The organism is Edaphobacter lichenicola (genome assembly GCF_014201315.1).
GTDB lineage: Bacteria > Acidobacteriota > Terriglobia > Terriglobales > Acidobacteriaceae > Edaphobacter > Edaphobacter lichenicola_B.
The window spans coordinates 977,075-996,942 of sequence record NZ_JACHDY010000001.1; the positions used below are offsets into that span (position 1 = coordinate 977,075).

A 19,868-nucleotide genomic window follows, 5' to 3' on the forward strand; every position below is an offset into this window, starting at 1 on the left:
CAACCCACATCGCAACAAAAAAGATGGGCAGTGGATTCAATCCCACCGCCCATCTTTCTTTACTGCGTCTGCCGTTAGAAGTGGAAGCCAAGCTCTGCCGTCAAAGCACGCGGCGTCACATAGTGCGTACCGCTGAACGTCGAGAGGAAGTTGTAGAGCGCATATTTGTTCGTGATGTTCACACCCGTCAAACGAAGGCTCCACTTGTTCTTATCGCCGTTGAACAGATTATCCTGCCCAATCGAAGCGTCGAACAGGCTGCGCTCAGCGATACGCGGCGGATGCTTATCGTCATTCTCCGTTCCAGGTGCAGGAATCGAAACCAGCTTGGACGTAAGCTCTGAAGCCAGACACTGATTCCCAGGGATACCTACAAACGGAGTCGCCTTCACTCCATTGCAGGTAAGCCCAGCCTGAAACTGCTGATCCGGCGTCAAGCCGCTCAGATCGATCCCAGGCTGTCCGTTAATCGTAATCGACGGCCCCCCGTTAGCTGGATTGCATCGGCTATTCGGATCCGTCACGTTGTAGCACGGCACCGAACCAGCCGTCAGACCGCTGTCGAACCGCCAGTTGAATCCAACCCACGGGCTGCGCTTGCCAGGTATCTGGTACTGGACATGCGTCGTCTGGTTGTAGCGCTCGTCGTGGTCGATACGGAAAGGAAATCCGCTGCCGCCAACAGTAGCGCCTGCGCCCGCTGTCTGCGGCGGAAAGAAGCGGGCCGCGACCGACGACATCACAACGAACGCCGACAAGTTATGGAAGTTCGGCACGTCCGCCCGCAACGCGAAACCCGGGATCTTGGAGTTATGCCAGTCAATAGGAAACGTGATGGGTGTATTGCCCAGCACGCTGAAGTCGAAAGCGTTATGCGTGTACTTCCAGATGTAGTCCCCGCTGATTACAAGGTTCTTGCCAAACGCCTGCTGCAGTCCGGCATGGAACTCGTTACGAAAGCCGGGCTGCAGATTGCCTGAAACCCCAGGAGTGCAAAGCAGCAGCGGAGATAGAACCTCGTTCAAACATCCCTGGCTCGACAACACCAGGTTCTCGTTGAACGGAGTCTCCAGCGTTCTCGCGTAAGAAAGACGCAGCACCGTGTTCGTCTGCTTCACACTATAAGCGAGCCCCACACGCGGCTCAGCCTGACGCGCAGTCGTCAACCCGTTATACAAGTCTCCCCGAATGCCCACATTGAACAGCCAGTTTCCCGCCTTGATCTGGTCCTCAGCATACAGGGCCAGTTCCTTCACATCGGTGTGTCCAATAAAGTTGAACTGGCCGCCCCCACGAGTCAAATCGTAAGGCAACAAAACCGAATTGAAGCTGCCGCCAATCGAAGGATCGTTCGACACCAGTCCCGCCGCAGCACATTGCGATGGATCCGTGAACCCTGGCTGGGACACCCCATTGCCATCGACGCATGGCGAGTTGAAGGCCGAGTTGACGATTCCCAGCCTGTCACTCTCCCGCAGAAATGTCTGCGAGTAGTTCGCCCCGATCTTGATGTTATTGATTCCCTTTACATACGAGAGATCGGTATGAACTCCAGCATTTGTGAGCGAACGCGTTTGAGCTATGCTTTGGTTCTGTATCGGTCCAAGATCAGCCAGCGGATTCCCGCTCGGATAGTAGTTATACTGGTCCTTGCGAATATACGGGCCGAAGTTGAAGACCGAATTAGCCCCAATCGTGCGCGTATACGTCGGAGCAATATCAAACGTCCCGATCTTCGAGCGTTGATCGGTATTCCCTACATTCTCGAAGACAGGATTCGCTCCCGCCCCTCCGCTAATCACGTTCTGCACATTCAGGTTGTCAAAAGCATTCGGCGTCTGAAACCACGAACGACTGTAATTCAAATTCAGGTGAACCGAATCCACAGCAGAAAGCTGACGGTCGATCCGGTCGAACACATTAATCTCGTTTCCCTTGTCGTGAAAGACCGCGAACTCCGGAGGATCGAGAAAGCGGCCAGTATCCAGACCATCGACCTCAATAAAGTTCCCCCAGTTATCCCCACCATAACTTAGATCAACTCCACCAGTCGCCGATCCGAAGCTTCCATACGAGGTCGTCACACTCCCAGTCGGTTTCTTCACCCCAAGTCCCGACCGCGTAGTCACCTGGATGACAAGGCTCGTCTTACCGCCAAACTCCGCAGGAGGCGCTCCCGAGATCACCTCAATCGACTGAATCGAGTTCGAAGGAATCTGGTTCGAAAACACCTTGCTCTGCTGATCCGTAATCGGCTGGCCATCAACCGAAAAAGAGTTCGAAGCATGGTCGCCCAGCCCATGAAACAGACCATTCGAATCCGCAGCCACACCCGGCGACGACAAAGTCACCAGCGAGCTAAGCGAAGAAGACTGGCTCTCCAGCGGCAGTTTGTCGAACAGGCCGCGGTCCACATCCGTATGGAACGTTGAATCGCTCTCCACCAGATCGCTGCCCGTCACATTCACAACCGTCGAAGTTGTCCCGATAGTCAGACTGGTCTTCACCGTAATCGGCACAAACGACCTGACCTGAACATCCTGAGTCGAAGACGCAAACCCCGTCAACGAAACCACAACGTGATAAGGATTCAGCGGCAGGTTCGTGAACTGATAGTGCCCCGAACTATCCGTCGTAGTTACCCGGCTATATCCGCTCACCGGATTCTCGATCGACACCGTGGCGCCCGGCACAATAGCACCCGTCGCATCCGTTACCGTACCAACCACAGTGCCGGCATTCCCGGCAGACTGCGACCACAAAACCGTACTACTGCAAACAAAGACAACTACAAATAATGCGAAGATGACGCGCCATTTCGACGTGTGCATACCCAACCCCCTTGAGTTAAAGCCTGGTTTTTGACGTCGTTCTAAGCGAGAACAGAGTCAACAGGCGGCGGGCGGGTGTAAAGTGCAAACGTGAAAAAAGTCTTCATCCGCGTCGACGGATCGAAGACTTCTACTGCAGATACGACGGCGGCAACAATCAGCGCCACCGGCGGCTGAGCAACTTCTACGGCAACGTGGGCCGTAAGGCAAAGCGCGCAGTCCGTATGCGAGATGTCGCCAACAGGGTGGGAGTGAACAGCCTGAATCGTCCCGGTCGCCAGAACCAGCAACACACAAAGCAACGCGAGGAAGATCCTCCACGAGCCCTGCGCATTCGGTTTTGGCCCCAGGCTGAACACTATAAATCTAATATAGCGCAGTATCCTAGTCACAAAAGCGCTGCAGAACCGCGCCTGGATCATCCCAAACCCGCAGCACATTGAAAACTAAGGACAATCCCTCATTTTCGCTACTGCGAATTTATTCTTGATAATCTTCAGACCAGCTGAACTTCCACCTTCTTCATCTCGCGATCCAGCAGCGTGATCCGAAAGCTCCGAACCTGCCCCGCGCGAACCGGCTCCGCCTTTGCCTCTGCCGCACTCGGCCCATTCTTCCATCGCGCCGCCAGCATCGAGCTAATCGACGACAGATCCGCCCCCGTCGACTTCGCCTCCTCCTTCACCGCAGCCTCCGCAACCAGCCGCGCCCGTGATCGAATTCCCTCGCCGAGCTCCACGGTCCCGTGATCCCCCGAGACCTCAATCAGCCGCCCCGTCACCACATCGCCCTGCGCATGCTCGGCGATGTACTCATCCAGCCCCGTCGGCACCAGCTGCTTCATACTCAGCTTGATCTGCCGTTTCTCCCTGTCGAAATCGAGCAGCTTCGCCTTCACCACCTGCCCAACGCGCAGCACATCCTGCGGCCGTTCAATCCTCTTCTCCGCGCTGATCTCGCTGACGTGAATCATCCCCTCCACACCCTCCGTCAGCTGCACAAACGCACCGAACTTCGTAAAGCTCACCACCGGCCCCTCCACCTGCGAGCCCACCACAAACTTCTCCGCCGCATCCACCCAAGGATCGCCCAGCGTCTGCTTCAGCCCCAGCGACATCCGCCTCTCCGCCGCACTCACGCCAAGAATCATCACCTCAACCACATCCCCCGGCTTCACCAGATCACCGGGCTTCCTCACCTTCTTCACCCACGACATCTCCGAGACATGCACCATCCCCTCAACGCCCGGCTCCAGCTCCACAAACGCGCCAAAGTCCGTCACCCGAGTCACCGCGCCCCGCACCCGTTCTCCCGCGACATACTTCCCCGCCACCGCGTCCCACGGGTGCGCCATCAACTGCTTCATCCCCAGCGAGATCCTCTTCCCCGCCGCCTCCACCTTCAACACCTTCGCCTCAATCTGCTGCCCCACCGTCAACACCTCCGCCGGCTTCTCCACCCGAGCCCACGCAATGTCGCTGATATGCAGCAGCCCATCCACTCCACCAATATCAACAAACGCGCCATAGTCCATCAGGCTCCGCACCGTCCCCGAAACCACATCTCCCTCACTGATCTCCCCAAACCGCCGCTCCTTGGTCGAGCGATCTTCCTCCTCCGCCACCGCCCGCCGATCGACAACCAGATCCTCCTCCGCCACATCCAGCTTGATGATCCGGCAGCGAATCTCCTGCCCCACCAGCTTCTCCATCTCCGCCGCATCGCGCGCCCCACTCCGCGACCCCGGCATAAACGCCCTCACCCCCACATCCACCGTCAGGCCGCCCTTCACCACGCCCGTCACCGTCCCCACAATCACCGACTTCTCCGCGAACGCCTGCTCCAGCGCGCTCCAATCCTTCGGCTGCTCCACCCGCATCCGCGACAGCTCGTAGTACCCCTCCTCGTTGCGCCCTTTCACCGAAACCAGCAGCTTGCCGCCCGGCTCCACCGTCTCGCCCGCGCTCTGAAACAGAGCCAGCGGCAACACACCCTCAGTCTTGTACCCAATATCGACAAACACCGAATCAGCCGACACCGCGACCACCGTTCCCGCTATCTGCTTGCCGCCCTCACCCGACCGGCGCGAGTGCGTCTCTTCATACTCCGACAAAATCGCGTCGAACGACTCTGTAGACTCAGGGGCCAACTCTGTGAACTCAGGGACTTCGCCAGACTCGGTGGCATCAAAAGATGGGTGCTCTGGAACGCTGGGGTTTGACATGAAAAGCTGGGCCTCATTCCTACTGATTCTGGCTAGAATATCACCGCATCCAGCCACCCTGCCTCCACCACACCCGCACGAACACACAACAATTTACTCTCTACAAATCTCCCCTCTGTCATAAACTCTCCTCTCATGCTCCCCGCCCGAAAAAGAACTCTCCTGCCAGCCATCACACTCCTCGCAGCGACGATCCTCTCCGTCACTCCTCCAGCCAGCGCCACCACCAACTACCAAGACCTCAACCACGACAACGCCTCCATCCTCATCACGCCCTCACAACTGATGAACGGATCACCCTATCTCCTCACCGTCACCCTGCCGAACCGAGCCCTCTCCGTCACCGGCAACTGGCAGTCTCATCCCATCTCCTTCTTCTCAAACTCCGATCGCCGCACCTGGTTCGCGCTCGCCGGCGTCGACGTCGAACTAAGCCCCGGCAGCTACCCCCTGATCATCGAAGCCGCTCTCAAGGACGGAACCCACCAGACACTGCATCAGCAACTGACCATCGAGACCGCACCCTACCTGCAGGTTCCCCTCACCGTGCCAGACAAGTTCGTCGAACCCGACCCCAAAGCGCTCAAGCAGATCGCCGCCGACAAAATAGTCAAAGACAAAACCTTCGCCTCTTCCGCCTCAAAACCGCAATGGACCGGAAACTTCCTCCCGCCCCTCCGTCTCGCGCCCGAGTCCGACTCCTTCGGCAACCAGCGCCTCTTCAACGGCAAGATCGCCAGCGTCCATCGCGGCCTGGACTATCACGCCAAACTCCACACCCCCGTAGCCGCCATCAACTCAGGTCGCGTCGTTCTCGCACGTCCGCTCTACTTCGAAGGAGGCTGCGTCGTCATCGACCATGGCCTCGGCCTTATGAGCGTCTACATGCATCTCTCGAAGATCGAAGTCACCGCAGGCCGCCGCGTTCGTCGAGGCCAGATCATCGCCTTGAGCGGCGCCTCGGGCCGCGCCACCGGCCCACACCTTCACCTCGGCGTGCGCTGGCAGGGCAGTTATCTCGACCCAGCAAAACTATTCGAAATCCAGATGCCGCCCAGACCAAAATAACTATGCGGAAGTGCGCCCTGCGCGGGCAGCGGTCCGGCAGGACAAAGAGCCTGTCAAGCCCCTTCCGCGCACAACCCGATCTTTTGCAACAACATACGCGTGGCGTATGAGTTACCCCCAACCCGCTATACTGGAAACAGAACTAAGAAATTCCCGGCAAACCCGGGGATTTTTCACTTTAACCGCATAACCCTTTTATTTGCAAGAATCTGCAAGTAACCCTATTAGAATCACGTTTTTACGGGAGGCAATGAGCCACAAGTAAATGATAATAAAAGACTTATACGACGGTAATATGGGGGGGGAAGGGGGTACCCCGGGGGGCTAGGGCAGAGGCTTGGCCGGACTCTGAGCCTCTTCCAGGTCGGTGCCGAGCAGCCGCCGAAGCGGTCTCTGGATCGCCCGCAGCAACGCCCTGGCAGCCAGCAAAGCCGCCACCAGCAACAGAACCGCAATAGAAGCCGCAGCCATCGGATGATGCGTCGCAAACCAAGTCAGCCCCACCGCCGCCACATCCTCAGTCGAGCTAAGCGCAATATTCGACACCGGTTCAGGGCTAGGCGTCACCGCAGCCCGCAGAGCCGTCTTCGATCCATGCGCCGCCAGCGCGACCGCAGCTCCAATCGCCGTCGCCAGCACCTGCATCTGCGGAGACAGTTGCGAGCTCGCGTGATACGCCACCAGCGCAGCAATAGGAATTCGCACCACCGTATGCAATGCATTCCAGATCATGTCGAACGCCGGAATCTTGTCGGCCACGAACTCGATCGCGAACATAATCCCGCACACCACCAGCACCCAGGTGTGCCCCAACGAATCCAGACCAGGAGGCAGCGCAACCCACTGCGTACGCGCCAGAATCCCAAGCGTCAGCACGGTGGCATAGATATTCAGGCCAGCCGCAAAGCTGGCAGCAATCACAAGCGCCGTAATATTGGCTGGACTGAAGCTCATTTGGCTGAAAGTGTATCGCCTCCCGAAAGCGGTGGCTCACATTTATTATTCGTCCGAGAGTTCTACCGGCGAACAGCCCGCTTGATCTGCGCATACTGCAACAGAATGAAGCTGTCGGTCATTCCAGCGATATAGTCAGCCACCACGCGAGCCAGACCCTGCTTCTCTACCGACTCGAAGTGGTTCACCGGCAGCTCCTCCGGATCGCTGATCCAGTAGTCGAAGAGTGCCGTGACGACCTCTTCCGCCTTGTCGTGCTCATGCTCGAGAGCCGGGCAGGTGTAAAGCGTGTCGTAGAGATACTGCTTCTCCTGCAGACGCTCCGCCTCGACCTCAGGCGAAAACAGCGCGAGCCGCCTCGGGTGTCTGCGCACGTCAGCAAGCGACTCGGCCCCTATGGCAACCGTATTCCGTGCAGTATTTTCAATCAGATCGTCGGTCAGAACGTTCTGCATCAACTGCAGCGCCTCGTTGAACAGGAACTTCTCATCGACCCCGGCATGTTCTCGTTCCACCGTCTTGTAGCAACGCGCAACAATCTCTACATGCTCGCAGATATGACTCACCTCAAGCAGCCCGGACTCGACCCCATCGTCAAGATCCGCCGTAAGATAGGCGATCTCGTCAGCCAGATCGATCAGCTGAGCCTCGAGCGGTGGTCGCTGATCCAGCAGCAGACCTGTCAGATCCGGATGCTTCTCGATGCTGTAGTCCCGCGAGTGCTTGATGATCCCCTCGCGAACTCCCAGCGTTAGATTGAGTCCGCGATGGGCCGCATACCGCTGCTCGAAGTGGTCAACGATGCGCAGGGCGTGGATGTTGTGGTCGAAGCCACGGCCATGACGCTTCAGGCACTGGTCCAGCGCCCGCTCCCCGGCATGTCCAAACGGCGGATGACCGATATCATGAACCAGGGCCAGCGTCTCGGCCAGATCTTCCTGCAGACCAAGCGCCGCCGCAGCCGCCCGCGCGATCTGTGCGACCTCAATGGTGTGGGTAAGACGGCTGCGAAAGTGGTCCGAAGCGCGACTGGTAAAGACCTGTGTCTTCCCCGCCAGGCGTCGAAAGGCGCGGGCCTGCACAATCCGCTCCCGGTCCCGTTGAAACGGAGTCCGTGAAGGCCGAAAGGGTGCCGGGTACACACGAGTCAGCAGCAGGTCGCCCGGATCGGCGACGACCGCGCATCGATGAAGATCGACTGTCATAGTCAGCTCTAGTGTAAACGGCAGAGGCTCCTCGAGATCGCTCGAGGAGCCTCAAACCCTAACCACGATGCGACGATGCCGCTATTTGACCGAAACGGTCCCTACCTTCGCCAGCTTCACACGCGCGTTTTCGAGCTTATGCTGAACCTTCGCAACATCCGCGGGATCGGCATCCGCGGGCAGCGAGCGAGCATATTCGGTCATCGAGCGCTCCCACTGCGTCACCGCCATCTTCAGGTTCCCGGTCTTCTCATACACCTCGCCAAGATGATCGTGAACCGTGGGGTCGGTGCTAATTCGCTCATTCGCCTTGCGCAAATTTTCCTCGGCCAAAGCATATTGACCGGATTTGTAGTAAACCCAGCCAAGCGAATCCAGAAACGCACCATTCTGAGGATCGAGCTCAACCGCCTTGCGGATCAGCGTCAACGCCTCCGGAAGCCGAACACCGCGATCAGCCAGCATGTAGCCAAGATAGTTGAGGACTGTCGCATTCTGCGGATCGATCGCAAGCGCCTTGCGAAACTCTGCTTCAGCCAGATCGTACTGTTTCTGCCGGTCATAAAGTGCACCACGCAGAAAAGCCACGTAGAGCTTCTCGTCGGGCTTTGTAGCGAGCGCGTCAGCACTCGTCAACTCGGCAGAAGCATCCTGATAGCGCTTCAGGCGAGTGTAAATCTGGGCCAGAGCCAGATGCGAGTCACGCTCGTCAGGAGTTCCCTTCGTCGCCGCCAGCTGCGCAGTCGCCAGCGCAATCCCCTGATCAACAGCACCTGTATCAGAAAGCTGACCAGCGTACATCAGCTGAATCCCATGATCGTTCGGCATCAGCTTCGCGATCTCAGCAGCAGTCGCAGTCGCATCCTTCCACTGATGAGCATCGCGATAGGCATCGATCTGACCTTGATAGCCGGTCTTGACGTAATCACCGCCAAGCGAGGCCATCTGCTTGTAAGCAGCAACTGCGTCTGCAGTCTTGTTCTCCTCGCGATAGATGATCGCCAACCGATCGAGGAAGATCGATCGGTTAGCCTTCTCTCCGTCGGTGTACTTTCCATCCGGATGCGCAGAATCAGCCACCAGCTTGGTCAGCACTCCAATCGCATCGTCATAACGACCGAGCGAGTCATAGATAAGAGCCTCGTTGTAAGTAAGCTCAAGCGAGTCCGGAGCCAGCGGCTTGGCCTTATCCAAGGTCTTCAGCGCTTCGTCGTAATGCCCTTGTCTCCGCTCAATCTCGGAGATATGGATCTGCGACTGAGCGTCTTGCGGCTCAGCGGCGACAATGCCATTCAACACCTTCAGCGCCTCATCCAGTTGACCATCGCCAAGCAAGGCATTGGCAAGACCACGCTCTGTATCGAGATTATCGGGCTCCGCATCCAGAGCCCGATGATAGGCAGCGATTGCGTCCTTATTCCTCTTCAGCTGCTCGTAGCTTGCACCTAACGCAAACTCGACGCGAGGCGAACGATCGTCAACAGGAATAGCAATAAGAACGTCGGCGGCGCGCTTCGGATCTCCCTGCTCACTGTAGAGCCGAGCCATATTGAGCGCGACCTCCTCCGAATTGGCGTCAATACCTTGGGCAGCCTTGAACTGAGCTTCGGCTTTCCCCGAATCGTGATTCAGCCCATACAATTGGCCCAATAGAAGATGAGTCTCCACATCGTTCGGCTTTAGTTGAGCAAGCTTCTCGTACTCTGCAATCGCGAGTTGAAGCATCTGTCCGGACTGAGAGCTCTGCATGTCTCCCAGCGAGCGTAGATAGACCTTTCCCAGCAGAGTATGAGCTTCGATATCATCAGGATTCTTGTTTACCTGGTCCTGAGCAGCCGTCACCGCCTCGCGGATGCGGCCGATCTTGAAGTAAAGGTCCGCCAGACCATCCTGCAGGAGGCGCGAATCGGGGTCGGCGTCCAAGGCCAACTTGTATTGCTCCACCGCCTGTGTCGCATAGTCCGACCGCCCCGCGTTGACCGCCATATCTTCATATAGCCTGGCCAGGCCATAGTGGTAGTACGACGATGCGCGATCAGGCTCAGCGGAGGCAGTAGCCAGGTTCTTCGAAGCAACTGGTGCCTGAGCAACCATCGTGTGGGCAACAAAAAGAAGTGCGGCAGCGGGAATCAGCCTAAGTTGGCGAATAGACGAGGCACGTAAAAGAAGGGTCATGTTGTAGTTTCCTGTGCCGACGGAAAATGAAGTCGAAGCTGTGCAACCAGACACTGGTTAGACGATTCCGCCCGCAGATTGGATGCAGACGGCTCAGACCAGCTATTTGCGTGGCATGGCCGTCATTATATCCATCCTTGCGGCGAACCCATAGGATTATCCATGGCGAAAGTGCCTGACACCTGTAAACACCATCGCCACGCCCAACCCGTCCGCAGCCTCGATCACCTCGGCGTCCCGTACAGAACCCCCAGGCTGAATCACCGCTGTAGCACCTGCGTGAGCTACCACTTCCAGGCCATCGGCAAATGGGAAAAATGCGTCGGAGGCGGCAACTGTGCTGTTTAACGGCAGTACGGCTTTCATTGCGCCGAAGCGAGCTGCATCCACCCGGCTCATCTGGCCGGCCCCGATACCCACTGTCTGACCATGCCCACCACTAAACCGAGCGTAGACTATCGCATTCGATTTGACGTGTTTGCAAACTCGCCACGCAAAGAGCAAAGCACGCAATTCCTCTGCGGTAGGCGTTCGTTTGGATACGATCTGCAACTCTCCTTCGCTGATACGTAACCGATCGGAATCCTGCACCAGCAGCCCACCTGAAACCTGCTTCAAGATACGTGGAGTCTCTGCGGACGAAATCTCAAGGAGCCTAAGATTCTTCTTCGCTCTAAAACGCTCCAACGCGTCAGAGGTAAACGAAGGTGCAACGATCGCCTCGACAAACAGCTTGGAGATCTCTTCGGCTGCTGCTGCATCTACCTCGCGGTTTATCCCAATCACTCCGCCAAAAGCCGAAACCGGATCAGCCTCAAGTGCCCGGCGGTAGGCTTCAACAACGGTGGATCCAGTCGAAGCCCCACATGGATTGGTGTGTTTTATGATGGCAACCGCCGGCTCATCGAACTCACTTACCAACTCCCAGCAAGCGTCCAGATCCACGATGTTGTTGTAGCTGAGTTCCTTACCCTGCAACTGTCTGGCGTTAGCCACCCCTTTTTCGCTGCCGTCTGTATAGAGCGCAGCTTTTTGGTGGGGATTTTCTCCATAACGAAGCGATTTGAGAAGAGGGTCACTGACACGAATTGTCGTCGGTAGCTGCTCTGACAAAAAAATCGCCTTGCCGCTTGGAGTTTCAATGCTTTCCAACGCCGTCGCTATGCCCGCATCGTAGGCTGCAGTGACCGCGAAGGCCGTCTTGGCGAGCCTCCAGCGTGTCGCGTGAGTCAAACTGCCCGAGTTCGCGATCATCTCATCCGCCAATCGCGAGTAGTCTGCAACTGAGGTCACAATCGCCACATCCGCGAAGTTCTTGGCCGCCGAACGAACCATCGAAGGTCCACCTATATCGATATTTTCGATCAGGTCCGCGAACGCAACTCCAGGGCGACTCGCCGTTTTCTCGAAGGCATAGAGATTTACCACCACCATATCGATCGGCTCGATCTGATGCTCGGCGACCGAAGCCATATGTTCAGCGTTATCACGAATATGCAGAATTCCACCGTGGACCTTCGGGTGAAGTGTCTTCACACGGCCATCGAGCATCTCGGGAAATCCGGTAAGTTCGCTGATATCGCGCACCGGAAGACCAGCTTCCCTTAGCGCTCGAGCGGTTCCCCCTGTTGATACGAGGTCCACGTCGAACGAAGCGAGAACTCGCGCAAAATCAACAAGTCCTGTTTTGTCGGTAACCGAGAGCAGAGCGCGGCGAATCCGCCGTAGATGAGTTGGAGTAGCTAAGAAAGCGGCGTCGTGTTCGATCATCACTCGACTATTCTAAGCCAGCACAAGCCGGAGCATATTGTCAGAGCAGAGCCGAACCGGTGAGCGAGCTTGCCTGCAGAACCTCATGCGCGATACACCAACGTTTGAGTCCATTCGCAATGTTCTCGACGGCGCGTGGATCAGCGTAGCTGGCAGTCCCAACCTGTACTGCGGTCGCTCCTGCCATCATGAACTCCACCGCGTCCTCGGCCTGTACAACTCCTCCCATGCCGACGATAGGAATCGTCACATTCTTTGAAACCTCATGGACCATCCGCACGGCAATTGGCTTGATTGCAGGTCCTGAGAGTCCGCCGGTGATGTTGGCGATACGAGGTCGACGGGTCTCGACATCGATCGCCAAGGAGACGAAGGTGTTGACGAGTGAGACCGCGTCCGCACCACCGTCCGCCGCGACGCGAGCCATTAATCCAATGTCGGTCACATTGGGCGAAAGCTTCACCATCAAAGGCCTGCGAGCGGCTGCCTTGCACCGTGCCACCAGCTCCCAAAGCTGCGGCGGATCGGTCCCAAAGACCATGCCTCCGTGGCTGGTATTGGGACAACTTGCATTCAGCTCATACATCGCTATATCGGGGGCGTCGTTCAGGAGTTGGATGACCTCGACACAAGCCTCGATGGTGAACCCAAATACATTCGCAATAATGACCAAGCCTTTGATTTGTCTCAGCCTGGGAAGTTTTTCCGCGATAAATGCAAGAACCCCCATGTTCTGTAACCCAATCGCATTCATCATCCCGGCGGCGGTCTCTATGATCCTCGGAGTCGGGTTTCCTGCCATCGGCTCGCGCGAAAGCCCTTTGGTGACGAACCCTCCTATGCGATCCAGAGAAACTATTTCCTCGAATTCGATTCCATATCCGAAGGTTCCGCTTGCCGCAATCACCGGCGAGCTAAACTCGACGCCGGCGACGGTCACCCGCATGTCGGGGCCTTTAGTTCGTGCAGCCGCGCTCACTGTTCCGATTCCATTCCCATACCTAACTAGTGTAGCGGTAACTTATCGCTCGCCATCGATCCGAGGAAATGGAAGTATTGGAGATATCGCAAGTTTGCGTGGCAGGAAGACGCTAAAATGTGAGGTGATGATTGATCTTGCCTTTGTGCGGGCTAATTTGGCCCTTGTAGAAGAACAGTTGCGTAATCGGGGAATGGATCCCGCCATTGCACTCCGTAACTTTGTTGAAATCGACCGCGAGCGCCGCGAGGCTATCACTCGAGTGGAGACGCTGAAGGCCCAGCGAAACAAGTTAACGGAAGAGATTGCGAAGCTCAGGCGTGAAGGCGTAGATACAACTGCACAGACCGATCAGACACGCGTTCTGAAGTCCGAAGCGGAGTCGCTCGAGTCCGCCGCAGCGGCCTCCGACGAACGCTTGAAAGAGATACTGCAAGCCCTACCCAACTTACCCCAGGATAGCGTTCCCATTGGGAGATCGGCTGACGACAACCGCGAAGAGAAGGTCTGGGGTGCGAAAACAATCTTCGACTTCCCGGCAAAACCTCACTGGGACCTTGGCGAAGCGCTGGGCATTCTCGATTTTGGCCGCGCTGCCAAAATCTCAGGCTCCCGTTTTGTTGTCCAATTCGGCCAGGGAGCCAGGCTTGAACGCGCCCTCGCCAACTTTATGATCGACCTTCACACTGGCGAGCACGGCTATACCGAAGTCCTGCCACCGTACATGGTCAACTCTAGATCTCTATTTGGCACAGGCCAACTGCCCAAGTTTGCCGAAGATCTCTTCCATTGCGACGATAAAGGTGGCTACCAACCCGGGGTTTACCAGGAGAACGATCACTGGCTCGTTCCGACCGCTGAGGTTCCAGTCACAAACCTATTCCGCGATGAGACACTCGACGAATCGCAACTTCCAATATCCTTCTGCGCCTACACCCCTTGTTTCCGCTCCGAAGCAGGCTCCTACGGCAAGGATGTTCGTGGCATGATCCGCCAGCACCAGTTCCAGAAGGTTGAGTTGGTCAAGTTCGTACGTCCGGAAGACTCCAACTCCGAGCACGAACGGCTCACGCGCCACGCCGAGACCGTGCTTGAGCGCCTTGGCCTCCCCTATCGACGAATGCTGCTCTGCACAGGCGATATGGGCTTTTCTGCTGCCAAAACCTATGACCTCGAGGTGTGGTTGCCCGGTCAGCAGCTCTATCGCGAGATATCCTCGTGCTCCAACTTCGAAACCTTCCAAGCCCGCAGGGCAAATATCCGCTACCGCTCGACCAAAGCAAAGAAGAGCGAGTTCCTTCATACCCTCAACGGCAGCGGACTCGCTGTAGGACGCACCTACCTTGCGATTCTGGAGAACTATCAACAACCAGACGGCACCATAAGGGTCCCAGAGGTGTTGGTACCCTATATGAACGGCGACACGGTGATCGGCAAGCAGCAAGGCTGGAGCTAAGACATGTTCAAACTGATTCGCAACTACATCTTCTGGGCCTACGAACGGGGTAGCTTTCACTATGACGTCATGGTGACTGCCATTCTCGTCTTCATGTTTGTCTCACCCCACTTGATCGACTTCAAAGACAAACCTGTCGAGACCGTCGCTCTCCATGCTAGCGAGGTGCTGGTACGGGAGGCTGGAACCGCCGGCGGGAGTAGCCGCTTTATCTATCAGGTTCGCGCTGAGGATATGGGCAGCGCCAGTACAGACGCCGAGCGCCAGGTCGCCATTTTGCGGTTGATCGAACCGATCTCAGGCGAGGTATCGATCCAGCGGTACGAACCCGTTCGCGACGCACAGGGTAAGATCATCGCCTACAACGCCTGGGTTCTCCGTTAACTTCTGGCGCAGAAGCATCCAACCTTCGGGAGTACCTGACTTATGACCACATTTCGTCGTATTGTTGCATCACTTTTCCTGTCATCCGTGGTTTCCGTCATCGCTACAGTTTCTGCGGTTGCGCAGCCGAAGCCTGGGCACCTGGATGAAGTTCTTCGGCAGATGGATGCGGCGAGCTTGAAGTTCCAGTCGGCCGAAGCCACTTTTCAGTGGGACCTTTACGAGAAGGTTGTGCAACAGACGACGACGCAGAAGGGCACCATCTACTTCAAAAAAGATGGAACTAAGACCGTGATGGGGGCGAAGGTCACGTCCCCCTCCATCAAGATTCTGGAGTATCGGAACGGCATTTTGACTCTGTTTGACCCTGGCACGGATCATGAGACGATCGTCACTCCCAAGGGCAACCAAGCTCAGATGGAGAGCTTTCTGACGCTTGGGTTTGGCGGCAGCGGCAGGGAGATGGCCAAGGCGTGGACGATCTCAGATCTTGGTGATGAGGTGGTGAACGGGGTGCAAACGGCGAAGCTGGATCTGGTGCCGAAGGACCCTGCTGTCCGCAACAACTGCACGCATATGACGATCTGGGTAGATTCTGTCCGCGGCATTACTCTGAAACAAAGCTTCTACATGCCGTCAGATGATTATCGAACGGCTGTCTACTCCAACATCAAGTACAACCAGGGCGTCGATACTAAGCCTTATCAGATCAAGACGGATAGCAAGACGACGACTGATTCCCACTAAGGGCTGTCACTGACGCATTCGTCGAAGGATCAGGCTATCGGTCTGTCTGGCTATCGGTTCTGTTTGGCTTAGGCGTCGAGTAGAAACTGGCCGTCGCGCATGATCTGCTCTTCGCCGTGGGCGTCGCCCAGCCAGATGCTGAACTCGAGGCCGACTACGTCGATGTGGGTGGAGGACTTCCAGGGGGCTCCGGTGTGGGCGCCATAGGGGTCTCCGAAGGCGATGTGGATGCCGGGGAATTTTTCATCTTGCAGGATGTTGCCGATGACGCGGTCGACGCCGATGTTGGTGCCGATGGCGAACTCCCCTACACGGTCGGAGTTTTCGTCGGTGTGGGTGTAGGCCCAGAAGTCGCGCTCGAGGGCTTTGTTTTCGCTGGAGACGCGGGTGATGCGGTTGCCTTCGATGTTGATGGTGAGGGGGTGGGCGCGGAGGATGCCGTAGCGGGCGCAGAGGAAGTCGCCTACGACGCCGTCGACTACGAAGACGCCGTTGACCTCGCCGGGTGCGGTGAAGCACTCGCCGCCGGGGAGATTGCCCCACTTCTCGGTGCTGATGATGCCGGAGGTTTTGAACCAGCGATAGTCGGGGTTGAGTTGAGCGTGGATGTCGGTGCCGGCAGGGGTGGTAGCGCGGACGTAGGTGGCGGCGCGGACCTTGTCGAGGACAGCTTGCGAGAGGCGGTCGATTGCGAGGAAGTCGGCACGCATGCCCTGAGTCATGATCTCGGGGGTGATGTTGACCATGTGGGCGTGGCGCATGCGGCGGCGATTGACGACGTCAGTCATCTGCATGCGGCTGTGGAGTTCGTTGGGCTGGACTTCGACGGCGAAGATGCTGACCTGCGAGGACTCCATGTCTTCGAGGATAGTGGCGGGCAGATCGATTAGCGGGCGGGGCGCGAGGGCTTCGAGGACGAAGGCGTTCCAGGTGCAGCCGATCTGGTCTAGCTCCGCGACGAGGGAGGCGGCGATGGTGAGGCAGCGCTCGTCGGTGATGAGGGTGACCTTCTCGCTGGGCTGGATGCGGAGGCAAGTAGTGACGGCGTTACGGGCACCTGGGGTGAACTCAGGGGGGAAGGCGGTGGTGCGGAGGTCTGGTGCTGCCTGCGTTGCTTGATCAACCATGGGTGCGGCCTTCCGGATAAAACTTCTTTCTAAGATAGCTTGTTACTGATGAGTTACAGGAGAAAAAGGAGTTTGAGAGGGGTATCTACGGCTCCCCCTCCCCGGCACTTTTGCGCTAAAGTCTTCCATCTTTGAGGCTTAGGTTTGGACTTTCCTTTTGGCTTAGATTGACTTAGAGGCAAAGTCTTGAAAAGACAGATGCTTCTTTCGATCACTCCCTGTAAAGTCTTCATTCCAATTGCCTATGAAAACGAAAACCCCGACGCGAGGTCGGGGCACTCTTTGGTACTGCTTTAATTATATCGGGTTTGGCGGGGTATTGTGCCATGCGAATCTGCTTGTCTGGCGCGGCGATTTGCGATTTTGGGGCTTGACAGGTTTTTCGGGATTTTGGATTGGGACACGCAACGGCTGGTGTGTTGGGCTGGAAGGTTCGAACGGTTTGGGTGGGTGAAAGGGTGTCGGGATCCTTCACTCGCTCAGGATGACACATCTGTGGTGGGTTGAGTGGTTGGTGGGGTAAGGGCGGTTCGCAATATTTAGAGGCCGGCGCGGGTTTCGGCGGCCATGTAGTCGACTACGGATTTCAGGCTGTTGGTTTCGCGAAAGACTTTTAGCTGGCGGTCGGCTCCGGAGCCTTCGCGGAGCATGGTGTGGATGTAGTTGATCTCGGTGCGGCTGCCTAGCTCGTCGAGGACGTCGTCGACGAAGGCGAGGTATTCGAGGATGAGTTCGCGGACGGGAACCTCAGCCTGTTTGCCGAAGTCGATCATCTTGCCGTCGAGGCCATAGCGGACGGCGCGGAATTTATTTTCCATCAGCAGGGCGCGGGAGTACTGACGGTAGTCGATGTTCTTCGAGTGGAGGTGCCAGAGCTTGCAGGCGGTGGCCTGGATGAGCGCGGCGATGGCGATGGACTCGTGCGCGCGGAGGGGGATGTCGCAGATGCGGACCTCGACGGTGTCGAAGAAGGGATGAGGGCGGACGTCCCACCAGATTTTTTTCGCATTGTCGATGGACTTGGTCTTGATGAGGAGGTTGACGTAGCTCTCGAACTCGGAGTAGCTGGCGAAGCTGTCGGGGAGGTTGGTGCGGGGGAAGTTTTCGAAGACCTTGGCGCGGTAGCTCTTGTAACCGGTCTCCATGCCGAGCCAGAAGGGGGAGTTGGTGGAGAGCGCGAGGATGTGGGGGAGGAAGTAGCGGAGGGAGTTCATGATGCGGATGGCGGCTTCGCGGTCTTCGATGCCGACGTGGACGTGGAGGCCGAAGATGAGGTTGGCGCGGGCTACGAGTTGGAGATCTTCGACGACCTGGGCGTAGCGGGGATCGGGATAGATCTCCTGAACGCGCCAGTCGGCGAAGGGGTGAGTGGCGCCGGCGATGAGGAGGAGATCGTGCTCTTCGGCGAGGGCGATCATGTTGCGGCGGAGGTCGAAGAGATCCTCTTGCGCGGCCTGGATGTTGCTGCAGATGCGCGTGCCAACCTCGATGACGGATTGATGCATCTCGGCCTTGACTCGCTCTTCGAGACGGAGCTTGCCTTTGGCGAGCATCTCGGTCGCGATGTGGGAGCGCAGGTCGCGGGTTTCAGGGTCAACTGTCTGGTACTCCTCTTCGATGCCTAGCGTAAAGGATGGCCGCATACACTCTCCGCATTCCGTTGTGAAACAGAAGCGTATCACCCATCGTGTCCTGCCGGACGGGCCTCCTGCGCGGAGGGCGGGCGTTCGCACGCCTTTTTAGAGCTTCGCGTGGTCCTCCCGATGGTCGGAGTCATCTTCATCGCGACCAACGGGAGCGCCAACCGAAGGGGTATACAAGTCGCGAAGTGACCGCCCCACGCGTAGTGGTCCCGTCCGGCAGGACAGCAGTTCTTCAGCTTTTTTCTTTCTTTGCTGCACTCTTTCCCGCAGGTTTTTTAGCGATCGTTTTTTTCTCTGCAGATTTCTCCCTCGGATTCAGGAACGCTGTCCAGCGGAGTTCGGACTTGACCGGCCTCTGGGCCTTCTTTACAGCGAGCTTTGATACTTTGTCGACGATCCAGTCGAAGCTCTCTTTGCCGACGGCGTGGAGGTCGGCGTCGGGCGCGGGATTCATGAAGTCGATGGCGTAGGGGATGCCGTCTTCAACGGCGAACTCTACGGTGTTGAGATCGTAGCCGAGGGCTTTGCAGAGGGTGATGGCGTCTTTTTCTACGCGCTTGAGAAGCTTCTTGTCGTACTCGGGCGGGTCGAGAACGTAGCGGTGTTCGTGCGGGCGGCGCGGATCGTAGGGCATGATGCGAACGTCGGTTTGGCCTACGACATAGCAGCGGAAGTACTCCTTGAAGTTGACGGCGGCCTGAAGGGTCATGCAGAGGTCGCGAGTCTGGTCGTAGGCGTGGAAGAACTCTTGCGGCGAGTGGACGTGGAAGACGTCGCGCCAGCCGCCGCCGTCGTGAGGTTTGAGGAAGGCCGGGAAGCCTACGTAGTCGAAGACACCGTCCCAGTCGAGGGGAAACTGGAGGTTGCGGAGGGAACGCTCGGTGATCTGCGGGGGATATTTTTTGTGGGGGAGGAGGACGGTTTTGGGGACGGCTACGCCTAGTTTTTCGGCGAGGGCGTAGTTGAAGAACTTGTCGTCGGCGGACCACCAGAAGGGATTGTTGATGATCTGCGTGCCGGTGAGGGCAGCGTTTTTGAGGAAGGCACGGTAGAAGGGCATGTCGTGCGAGATGCGGTCGACGATGACGGCGTAGCCTGAGGGCGCGGCCATTTGCACGCCGCCTACGCAGACGAACTCGGCCTGAATGCCTTCGATCTCCATCGCGTTGATGCGATCAACCAAGGCTCCGGGAAAGGTATTTTCCATTCCGAATAGAACACCGATCTTCTTCACTGAATCCTCCATGCGGGTTGGTATGGTTTGGGGCGGCTAGAGTTGTTTATCCTGCAGTGTCCTGCCGGACG

At 57.3% G+C, this 19,868-nt stretch carries 15 protein-coding genes; 4 read left to right on the forward strand and 11 right to left on the reverse strand.

The window, feature by feature from the left end; genetic code table 11:
* Positions 1–74: 74 nt before the first annotated feature.
* From HDF09_RS04065 to HDF09_RS04075, 3 genes are all read right to left on the reverse strand, one after another.
* Positions 75–2,831 carry a TonB-dependent receptor gene (locus tag HDF09_RS04065; RefSeq protein ID WP_183761790.1) on the reverse strand — a complete coding sequence of 919 codons (2,757 nt, stop codon included), beginning with the start codon at positions 2,829–2,831 and terminating at the stop codon, positions 75–77.
* A 41-nt stretch (positions 2,832–2,872) separates the two neighbouring features.
* Positions 2,873–3,190 (reverse strand): hypothetical protein, encoded by a 318-nt coding sequence (locus HDF09_RS04070; RefSeq protein ID WP_183761792.1) that lies wholly within the window; start codon positions 3,188–3,190, stop codon positions 2,873–2,875.
* A gap of 137 nt (positions 3,191–3,327) precedes the next feature.
* A complete protein-coding gene (locus HDF09_RS04075) occupies positions 3,328–5,055 on the reverse strand; it encodes a 30S ribosomal protein S1 (protein ID WP_183761795.1) in 1,728 nt (575 codons plus the stop codon).
* A 135-nt stretch (positions 5,056–5,190) separates the two neighbouring features.
* Between HDF09_RS04075 and HDF09_RS04080 the strand changes: the two genes are divergently transcribed.
* Complete coding sequence (locus HDF09_RS04080) at positions 5,191–6,123, forward strand: M23 family metallopeptidase (RefSeq protein WP_183761798.1); 933 nt, start codon at positions 5,191–5,193, stop codon at positions 6,121–6,123.
* Between the two features lie 324 nt (positions 6,124–6,447).
* Here the strand turns inward: HDF09_RS04080 and HDF09_RS04085 are convergent, their stop codons facing one another.
* The 5 genes from HDF09_RS04085 to HDF09_RS04105 all read right to left on the reverse strand — a co-directional run bounded on the left by HDF09_RS04085 (position 6,448) and on the right by HDF09_RS04105 (position 13,173).
* Complete coding sequence (locus HDF09_RS04085; RefSeq protein ID WP_183761800.1) at positions 6,448–7,077, reverse strand: DUF4126 domain-containing protein; 630 nt, start codon at positions 7,075–7,077, stop codon at positions 6,448–6,450.
* 62 nt (positions 7,078–7,139) lie between these two features.
* On the reverse strand, positions 7,140–8,282 hold the full coding sequence (dgt, locus tag HDF09_RS04090; RefSeq protein ID WP_183761803.1) for a dGTP triphosphohydrolase: 1,143 nt from the start codon (positions 8,280–8,282) through the stop codon (positions 7,140–7,142).
* An 81-nt stretch (positions 8,283–8,363) separates the two neighbouring features.
* Complete coding sequence (locus HDF09_RS04095) at positions 8,364–10,457, reverse strand: tetratricopeptide repeat protein (RefSeq protein ID WP_183761806.1); 2,094 nt, start codon at positions 10,455–10,457, stop codon at positions 8,364–8,366.
* Between the two features lie 156 nt (positions 10,458–10,613).
* Entirely contained in the window at positions 10,614–12,227 is a 1,614-nt protein-coding gene (gene purH, locus HDF09_RS04100; protein WP_183761809.1) for a bifunctional phosphoribosylaminoimidazolecarboxamide formyltransferase/IMP cyclohydrolase, read from the reverse strand.
* A 40-nt stretch (positions 12,228–12,267) separates the two neighbouring features.
* Positions 12,268–13,173, reverse strand: a complete 906-nt coding sequence (locus tag HDF09_RS04105; protein ID WP_183763322.1) for a dihydroorotate dehydrogenase — start codon at positions 13,171–13,173, stop codon at positions 12,268–12,270.
* A gap of 160 nt (positions 13,174–13,333) precedes the next feature.
* Here HDF09_RS04105 and serS point away from each other — a divergent pair, with 160 nt between their 5' ends.
* The 3 genes from serS to HDF09_RS04120 are packed head-to-tail and all read left to right on the forward strand — an operon-like array spanning position 13,334 to position 15,793.
* Entirely contained in the window at positions 13,334–14,662 is a 1,329-nt protein-coding gene (gene serS / locus HDF09_RS04110) for a serine--tRNA ligase (protein ID WP_183761813.1), read from the forward strand.
* 3 nt (positions 14,663–14,665) lie between these two features.
* On the forward strand, positions 14,666–15,046 hold the full coding sequence (locus HDF09_RS04115) for a hypothetical protein (protein ID WP_183761816.1): 381 nt from the start codon (positions 14,666–14,668) through the stop codon (positions 15,044–15,046).
* A 42-nt stretch (positions 15,047–15,088) separates the two neighbouring features.
* Positions 15,089–15,793, forward strand: a complete 705-nt coding sequence (locus HDF09_RS04120) for a LolA family protein (protein WP_183761819.1) — start codon at positions 15,089–15,091, stop codon at positions 15,791–15,793.
* Between the two features lie 68 nt (positions 15,794–15,861).
* On the opposite strand, the gene HDF09_RS04125 is transcribed toward HDF09_RS04120, so the two are convergent.
* The 3 genes from HDF09_RS04125 to HDF09_RS04135 all read right to left on the reverse strand — a co-directional run bounded on the left by HDF09_RS04125 (position 15,862) and on the right by HDF09_RS04135 (position 19,797).
* On the reverse strand, positions 15,862–16,920 hold the full coding sequence (locus HDF09_RS04125) for an aminopeptidase (RefSeq protein WP_183761822.1): 1,059 nt from the start codon (positions 16,918–16,920) through the stop codon (positions 15,862–15,864).
* A gap of 539 nt (positions 16,921–17,459) precedes the next feature.
* The gene (locus HDF09_RS04130) at positions 17,460–18,563 is read right to left on the reverse strand and encodes a carboxylate-amine ligase (RefSeq protein ID WP_183761826.1); all 1,104 of its coding nucleotides are present in this window, start codon (positions 18,561–18,563) and stop codon (positions 17,460–17,462) included.
* A 232-nt stretch (positions 18,564–18,795) separates the two neighbouring features.
* Positions 18,796–19,797: an ATP-grasp domain-containing protein gene (locus tag HDF09_RS04135; RefSeq protein ID WP_183761829.1), complete on the reverse strand. Its 1,002-nt coding sequence runs from the start codon at positions 19,795–19,797 to the stop codon at positions 18,796–18,798.
* Between the last annotated feature and the right edge of the window lie 71 nt (positions 19,798–19,868).